The organism is Moorena sp. SIO2C4, assembly GCF_010672485.1.
Lineage (GTDB): Bacteria > Cyanobacteriota > Cyanobacteriia > Cyanobacteriales > Coleofasciculaceae > Moorena > Moorena producens.
The window spans coordinates 1-8,232 of the sequence record NZ_JAAHGN010000239.1 but is presented as its reverse complement, the minus strand read 5'-3'; the positions used below and the strand labels follow the sequence as shown (position 1 = coordinate 8,232).

6 protein-coding genes are annotated in these 8,232 nt (G+C 45.0%); all 6 read right to left on the bottom strand.

Translation table 11 applies throughout. The features are described 5' to 3' along the window. The coding region (locus F6K20_RS14590; protein ID WP_353736757.1) for a M1 family metallopeptidase at positions 1-841 on the bottom strand (841 nt) is incomplete at its 3' end. Positions 842-1,100: 259 nt separating this feature from the next. After that, positions 1,101-1,883, bottom strand: coding sequence for an MlaE family lipid ABC transporter permease subunit (locus F6K20_RS14585; protein WP_044492430.1), 783 nt, complete (start codon positions 1,881-1,883; stop codon positions 1,101-1,103). Between the two features lie 7 nt (positions 1,884-1,890). After that, on the bottom strand, positions 1,891-4,950 hold the full coding sequence (locus tag F6K20_RS14580; RefSeq protein WP_008180681.1) for a methyl-accepting chemotaxis protein: 3,060 nt from the start codon (positions 4,948-4,950) through the stop codon (positions 1,891-1,893). An 85-nt stretch (positions 4,951-5,035) separates the two neighbouring features. After that, positions 5,036-5,566 carry a chemotaxis protein CheW gene (locus F6K20_RS14575; RefSeq protein WP_008180683.1) on the bottom strand — a complete coding sequence of 177 codons (531 nt, stop codon included), beginning with the start codon at positions 5,564-5,566 and terminating at the stop codon, positions 5,036-5,038. Between the two features lie 21 nt (positions 5,567-5,587). Beyond that, positions 5,588-5,953 (bottom strand): response regulator transcription factor, encoded by a 366-nt coding sequence (locus F6K20_RS14570; RefSeq protein ID WP_008180685.1) that lies wholly within the window; start codon positions 5,951-5,953, stop codon positions 5,588-5,590. A gap of 298 nt (positions 5,954-6,251) precedes the next feature. Next, complete coding sequence (locus F6K20_RS14565) at positions 6,252-7,460, bottom strand: response regulator (RefSeq protein WP_008180687.1); 1,209 nt, start codon at positions 7,458-7,460, stop codon at positions 6,252-6,254. Between the last annotated feature and the right edge of the window lie 772 nt (positions 7,461-8,232).

The following is an 8,232-nucleotide window of genomic DNA, read 5'->3' as shown; positions in this document are numbered from 1 at the left end:
TTTCCATACCACCAAAGATGAAGTCATCTACACAGACTTGGGCGTATTTCGGATAGGGGTAGGGATAGGCAAAGGTTTCACTCAAGAACTCTATCATTCCAGGAGTTTTGCCCATGCTGCGGCGAGCATCCTCCTCTCGCCCCTTCTCCACGTAGTAGTTTACTGGTTTGCCCTGCCATTCATCCCGAATTTCCGCAAAGTCCCCTACGGCTAGAGTCATCAGGTAAGTGGGATGAACTTCTTGCTGCCGCCAGTGGTATATCGTTTCATTGCCGTCTTCTTCTGTAGCAATTAGTTCCCCGTTGGAGATAGCAATCAGGGGTTTTGGCAATCTAACGCGGATTTCGGAGGTAGCAAGTTGACCAGGATAATCGAAACAAGGGAACCAGAAGCGAGAGTCTTCATCTTCTCCTTGGGTCCAAACTTGGGTAGGTTTGTTGGGGTAGTGCTGGTTTGGATGAATGAAGTAAATACCCCGCTGGGGGTTGTCTACACTGTATGCGATCGCAATCTTAATCGCTTTTCCAACAACAGCGGGGTTAAGTAGGTGGATCTGTAGTTGTTCCCCGTCATAGTCAAAGGGCTGGGGGATTTGGTCAACCTGCACTGAGGCGATAGTCAAGTTGACCGCATCAAGTACTAGCTGTTTAATGCCATTGCGTATTGGTTTGAGGGTGATGGTGCAGGTACCGCTAACCCTTTGGAGGGGGATATCCAGAGTTAAATCCAGGAAAATATGCTCCACTTGTCCTGGGCGGTCAGGATTGTATTGGGGTCTAGCACCAGGTAATTCAAACGACTTGTGAGTTTTGCTTTCGGTATCAAAATACGACTGGGACATTAGTGAAGTTGTAAAACTGAACAGTGTGGACAATAGGGTTAAGTGGAGCTCTTGGAAGTTTCCGAAAGGAAAAGGAATCGACCGCTACACAAAGTGCGATTGATCTATTCTAAATTAACTGATCTGTCGATTAATCCTGATCAGGTCAGGTTTTAGGGAATTTTGAACAGCTACAGACCTTGAGGGAAGATTACTGGTTTGTGAGTGTCTGTTAACGGATTGCTTTTGGGCAATTAACAATGAACGATCAACAAGCTATTCAGCTGATCACCGCACTACCCATCCCTTGGAACATCAACCATGATAATAAAAAGTTGCTAATAAAAATTGCTAGCAAAGCAGTAACCACAGCAGTGGTGGTAGATTGACCCACACCCTTAGCCCCTCCTGTAGTGGTTAACCCCCAGCTACAACCAATCACAGCAATCAACAGCCCAAACACTAAAGATTTAATAGCAGCAGAGAACAAGTCCCAAATTCCTAGGAAGTTACGAGCGGAATCAAGAAACACAGACTGGGGAATACCATAAAGATTTTGAGCCAGTACCACTCCTCCTACCATACCAGTCACAATTGCGAGAATGGTCAACACTGGCAGCATCAGACAACAAGCAATAACCCGAGGAATCACTAAGTAATCAATCGGGTCAGTCTTGAGCATATACAAAGCATCAATTTGCTCTGAAACGCGCATCGTACCAATTTCTGCAGCAAATGCCGAACCAACTCGTCCTGCCAAAACCACAGCAGTCAACACCGGAGCCAATTCCCTAGCCAAAGCTAGAGCCAAGACTCCCCCAATGGCATTCGTGGCACCAAAATTAATGAACTCTCGTGTTACCTGAATGGTAAACACCATACCGATTACAGTAGCAGTGAGCAAAGCAATTATCAGAGACTCTGGTCCAACGGTTACCATTTGCTCGATAGTATTGCGGCGGTGAATCTTCCCAGTCAGTAGATGAAGTATCACTTGCCCAGCTAAGAAAATCGCCGCCAGTAAACGCTGACTCCATAACCCGAGGCTGGTAGTTTTAGCCATTAGTCGATCATTTCCCATCATTCGCTTCCACACGGAAACGCTCAACAAATGTCCGCAACTCTCCCGCCACACCCACCAAGTTTTGCAAAGCTCCAGAAACCCTTTGGGCTTCTTGGGAGGTTTCTTGAGCAGTTAACTCAACGGATTGCATCACTTGGGCAACAGCACGGGATGTTTCAGTTTGCTCGATAGTATCCGCAGTGATGGCACGTACTAAAGCATCGATCCGGTTTGCCACTTGCACAATATCTTCTAGCGATCGCTTGGCTTGTTCTGCTCGTTTAGTACCTTCAATCACCTGTTGGGTGCCTTCTTCCATAGCTGTCATAACTGAACCGGTTTCACTCTGGATTTGCAAGACAATATGTTCAATATCCTTGAGTGCCTTGGCTGACTTATCAGCGAGCTGTCGTACCTCATCCGCAACAACAGCAAAGCCTCGACCAGCTTCTCCAGCTCTTGCCGCCTCAATACTAGCATTGAGTGCTAACAAATTCGTTCGGGAGGCAATGGTAGAAATCGATGTAACAATTTTAGAAATTTCCTGGGAAGATTCTGCCAAACGCTTGACTTTACGAGTCGTTTCTGCTACAGTCTCACGAATTTGCAAAATTCCTGCCACAGTGCGCTCCACAGCCTCACCACCTTTGAGAGCAGTAGCCGAGGCTGAGCGGGCAACTTCCTCAGCTTCTCTTGCACTCTCTGCCACCCGCTGAATAGCATCGGTCATCACCTGTACAGAGTTCAGGGTCACCGCCAGTTCCTCAGCTTGCCGTAAAGCATCAGAAGACAAGCTACGGGCAAAGGACTCACTATCGGTGGAACATTTGGTCACCTGACGGACTGCCTGCTTGACTTGTTGTACAATTTCCCGTAGGTTTTGAATGGTCAGGTTGAAGGAATCAGCAACTGCCCCCAACACATCCGCAGTTACCTCTGCTTGTACCGTTAAATCCCCCCGTGCTGCCCCTTCCACATCATCAAGCAATCGAATTACCTGGCGTTGGAGGTCTTCTTTTGCCTGTTCTTGCTCTTCTGCCTTTCGTTGTGCTTCCGTCATCGTTGTCAAGATGACTCTAGCCATTTGGTTGAAACTATGGGCTAACTGACCCAATTCGTCCTGGGAATAGATCGTAGCATGGGCATTGAGATTACCCTGAGAGACTCCTTCAAACTGGGTTTTCAGGTTTTCGGTACTACGTCTAATCTGCCTAGCTGTAATATTTCCCACAGCCAGAGTAGTACCAAAACTGGCAACACCAGCGGCTAGGGTCATCATAATACTAGTATTTCGCACGTGGTTTTTGAAGGATGGATTATCTCTAACCATGTATTGTGCTCCAGCACTCACCCCCGCTACCACCACCATTGAGACCGCGCCAGTAATCAAGGCAGTCATCCAATTCTTCTGGTTGACAGGAGCGTTTTCTATGGGAGCTAGTCGACCTTGGTCAATACTAACAACCAGCTCTTTGTCAATGTCTTTAGTGGGATTATAAATAGGGATTGGCTCGGTGGCACTACTAAGGCTAAATAGCTCCTCATTCCCAGTGGCTGACGGATAATCATGACTGGGTACAGCACTAACACCACTGGTGTTCATCTCCATTGACCCAGTACTTCCCAGTGTTGAGCCAGTAGTGCTTAATACATCAAAATCACTATTGTCATCACTCTCATTGGACAGTGGTTGCTGATCATCAACAGAGAAATCAGGGATTGAATCTAAATCATCATCAAATAGGTCAAACTCATCTAAAAAACCCTCTTTTACCCCTTGATGTGCTTCAATTCCTGACAAGATTTCCTCTTCTGATTCCGTTACATCATCCATTGTCCAAGAATCATCATCAAAGGATTCCAAATTAATTTGGTCTGGGCTTGGAGAGTTTAACCCATTGTGTTCATAAGCTGAGTCCAAAAGTTGCTCATCCGAGCCATAGTTTCCCGATAAATAGGGTTCAGTAGAGTCAGGAGCCTGATTGAGATATTCTAAGTCCTCTTGATTGTCAGCATAGGCTTGAGTATCCCCAGAAGTTGGTTTCTCTGTTTCCAAAGACTGCTCGGTCCTGGAATAATTTTCTTCGGTAGTCGGGGTAGGATCAGAACTTGGAGTCGGGGAAAAATTCCCCTCAAGCTCTGGTGAATTCATTAACAGGGTTGCGGCTTCAACAAAGGAATTCTTTGATTGCTCCTCGAGATCACTAAACTCGTAATCTGCCAGAGACTCTAATTCTTCTTCAGCCAGGACGTTAAACTCAACTGTGCTAGATTCACTAGTTAACTGTTCTGAACCATAAGAGAGCTCTTCGTCTAAATTCTCCTCAGGAGACACCATAAATGTTTGTAGACCCTCCTCTTGAGAGAGTTCAGGAAAGTGTCCTTCTGTGCCATTGTAACAAGTCTGACTACTGACAGCATTAACATCGAGTTCTAAATCAGAGCCAATTTCCCAACTCTCTAAATCCTCACTGTCTTCTTCTAAGTCACTGACCATACTAAAAGGGTCTAGATTATCAGCAGACTGTAACTCTATGGCTCCTTCATCACTATCACTAGTGGAATCTTGAAAAGACTCCTTAAAGGGTGAGGTGGATTCTGAAGCAAAATCATCAACCCCTGTGTTATCAAAACTTAAGCTTTCCGGGTCAAATTCACTGATATCATTAAAATCAGCGAAGTCTTGCCAATTTCCTTCTGTGGGTTCTGCACTCAACTCCTCAGTCTCATCTAGTTTCACCTGTGATGTATTGACATCATCAGGTGATAACCCAGGATCTTGATGACCATTTGTGGATTGCTGGGCGTACTCTAGACCGTTATTGGCATAATTAACAAAATCCGGCTCAGAGGTCAGATTGAGTACTGATTCATACTGTTGCCGAGCCAAATCGTACTGCTGTAGACCATAGCAGTAAATATGACCCCGCAGTAGCAGCGCACTGGGTTCATTGGGGAAATCCTCAATCAAACGATCAACGAGTGTTGCCGCTTCTTGGTATTTGCCCTGCATATAGGCTTTTTCGGCTTCCCCATACAGCTGGGGGTAATTTATACTGGATGCCATTTACCTCCTCCCGAAGCATTAAAAATTAATATTTAATAATAATTAATCCAACTAATTTTTAATGTTCAATTTTTAATAATTATTTTTAGGCTGCCCACCTTGCTGAGCGTATAATCGCCACATGATCAAGTAGTCGCAGAACCTGATTAGACTCAATGTCTAGCAACCACTCACCGCGTAAGAAAGGAGTCATACTATCGGCAACATTGGTAGGCATATGTAACTTTTCCACATCCAGCCAGTCTGTACAGACAATTTGTTGAACTGCCAACCCCAGCATAGTGTCTTGATCTTCAATAGCAATAACAGGGATTTCTATACGGTCTGTATTTAAAACCGTTTTATCCCCCAGAAACTGACCCAGATCTGAGACCCAAATTACCCGTCCACGTCGATTGAAGGTCCCCAACAATAAAGGGGAAGCATTAGGAATAGGAGTAATTTGTTCAGGGGAGGGGTCAATTACCTCTTTGATACCAGTAGCCGGCAGAGCAAATTCATCACCAGATGGCAGATAAAATCGCAGGTATAGTTCGCCTTCAGGACTTTCCAATTCCTGCAATTCTGGGGCTTGTTCAAGAGCCGAGTCAGTTACAAAGTCCGAATTAGCAACCATTCCCGTCAAATACCAATATATTTATCTTCTGAGTAGCTGTCTAACTGTTCCAATCAACTCCGTTGGCTGAAAAGGCTTCGCAATGTATGCATCTGCACCTTGCCTCATGCCCCAATAGCGGTCAAATTCTTCACCTTTTGAAGAACACATCACCACTGGCACATTCTGAGTTTTGGGGTCAGCCTTAAGACGCCGACAGACCTCATAGCCATTCATGCGTGGCATCACTATATCCAAGACAACTACATCTGGACAAGACTCTAAAATATGTTCTAAAGCCTCAACACCATCACTGGCAACATCCACCTTCAAACCACTACCTTTAAGGAGGTCTGAGATCATCTGCCGTTGAGCAAGGCTGTCTTCTACAACTAAAACTTTACTCATAACTCCTAGCTCGACCCTCGGGAAAGGTCGTGAAATTAAACCACAGCCCGATTTGGGTCTATAAATTAAATCATGATTACAGTATCCCTCATCTATCGGTGGTGATAGCAAGAAAGACTATATTTTTCTTGAATTTGTGGAAGCTCCTAGCTTGACCAGTGGGTTTAATTAGGATAGTGTTGGTTAATTAACTGATAGGTTAGACGCCTCTATTAATAACTCAAAGGCTGACAGAGCAATATTCTCCCCTTGATCTAATTCTTTGCTCAGGGCATTACTACCTTGGTATTGTTCTAGATCACCTCGACCAAATGTATTTCTCCAAAAGCATCAATAACTCATGATCTCCGAAGGGCTTGGTTAAGTAGTCAGTTGCACCTACCATTCGCGCTCTGACCCGATCAATAAAGCCATCTTTGCCTGTGAGCATGATGATGGGGGTTTGCCGAAATGCTGTGGATTGGCGTAACATGCCACAAAGCTCATAACCATCTAGGTCGGGCATTACTAGGTCACAGAGGATGAGATCGGGTTGGAGTTGGAAAACCTGACTCAGAGCCTTTAGGGGCTTCTGTATTGCTGTGACTTTATAACCTTTGGCTTCTAGGGTATATTCCACAGCTTTTCCAACTGCGAGATCATCATCAACACAGACAACAGATCGTGTAACTTTCTTGAACTCCCATTGCTCTTCAATGGCTGGCGTATCTGCTTCTTTGGGGGTCACCATTTGGATTGACCCCTGTTGTACATAGGGATGAATAGCCCGAGCTACGGTGATTAGGTCGCGATGGAGATAACGGGACAACTGGCGTAGAGAAGTTTTGCCATCTACCCAACTGCTTATGAGTCTAAAGGATTTTTCCGGCAGTGTAGCCTGTAACTGGTCATGGGCAGTAATCATTGGACACTGATGGGGAGATTGGATATGAGGGCACAATTGCTTCCACTCCTGCACCTGCTTCATCATCTCTCTGACCAATGGTTCTATTTCTAAGGTAGTAAGTTGCGGTGCTAATGCCGGACCAATTTCAAATACAAAGTAGCCATGGTGAAGGCTCAGCAAATCAAAAAGGGTTTCATTAACCATGCTTTGAATGATGCTTCGCCCTTGGTTTGGTGTGATCACATGCTTTTCTAACAAAGCCCAAAGGTAACCATACTCTAGAGCATTGGTAGCCGCAATCGACAGACTTTCCAATTTATCGAGAGCATCATTGGCTTTATAGCGGCGTAGATAATCATGCAGGCGCGTCAAGCTCCCATCGCTGTCAGCAGCATAGGCAATCTGGCCATTCAGGAAGAATACAAACCAATACGGACGCGGACTTGGTAGTTTTGGCTGCTGGTAAAGTCTAGCTGAGGTAAAACGATTGCTGCCACTATTGCTAGCCTTGCTACTAGGGTGAGGGCTGTATGCCTCGACTAAGAGTTCCCCGGTTCGCTGACCTAGCTCGATCAGTTGCAGGATGCTACGGATATCAATTTCACTCAAAGTTCCCTGCATTTAAAGACAATGTGCTCCTAACAACCTGTTGATGTATCTGAGATTATGACCTGTCATTGAGTTAAAGGATGCCCATACACTGGTACTGATCTATCTTTGCTCAAGAAATGGCTTAACTGTACACTGAAAATATCCCCAAAAATGAGTTGGTAAGGAATGACTTCTGTAAGCCAACTGGTCGAAGCTTACCATGGCTGGAGACAGCTAAGCATGAGCGAAGTACCTGATTAGCGGTAAGAGTGGGATTTTGACGGTTACTGGAAAATTAAGCTAAGATGTCTAAGGTTATAGGTTAGGACTTTAAACACCATTGGATAGCATATAAGCATATAAATTAAGTATATTTATTTGAAAAAAAATGAGCGACGCATTCCCCGGAGACGAAACCTTAGACAGGCTCGCCTTATTTCATATAACTTAAACTTATGACTCACAGGCTGTCGCGCCTATCGCTCAACTGTCTTACGGTAACTTCTTTCACCTCGTTCAGGTGGGGGTTAGGAGCTCCAAAATGTGATATAATCGCATCATCTTGAGCGGTACGGCAAAGGAGAGAAAAGATTCTGAGCAACCCTGAGGCACGACCTCTCTACGATTGGGAAAATTAACCTATAAATCCTTTGTAGTCGGTTCATAAACGTCAGACTCTCAGGTAAAAGCTTCATTGAAGTGCGGCTCGTTCCAGCTAAGAGCCTTATTACATAAGGGGTATGAGCTGGGGGAAAGAAGGACTAAAAAACCTTCAAACCTAACTGACTGTTTGGATGGCGCA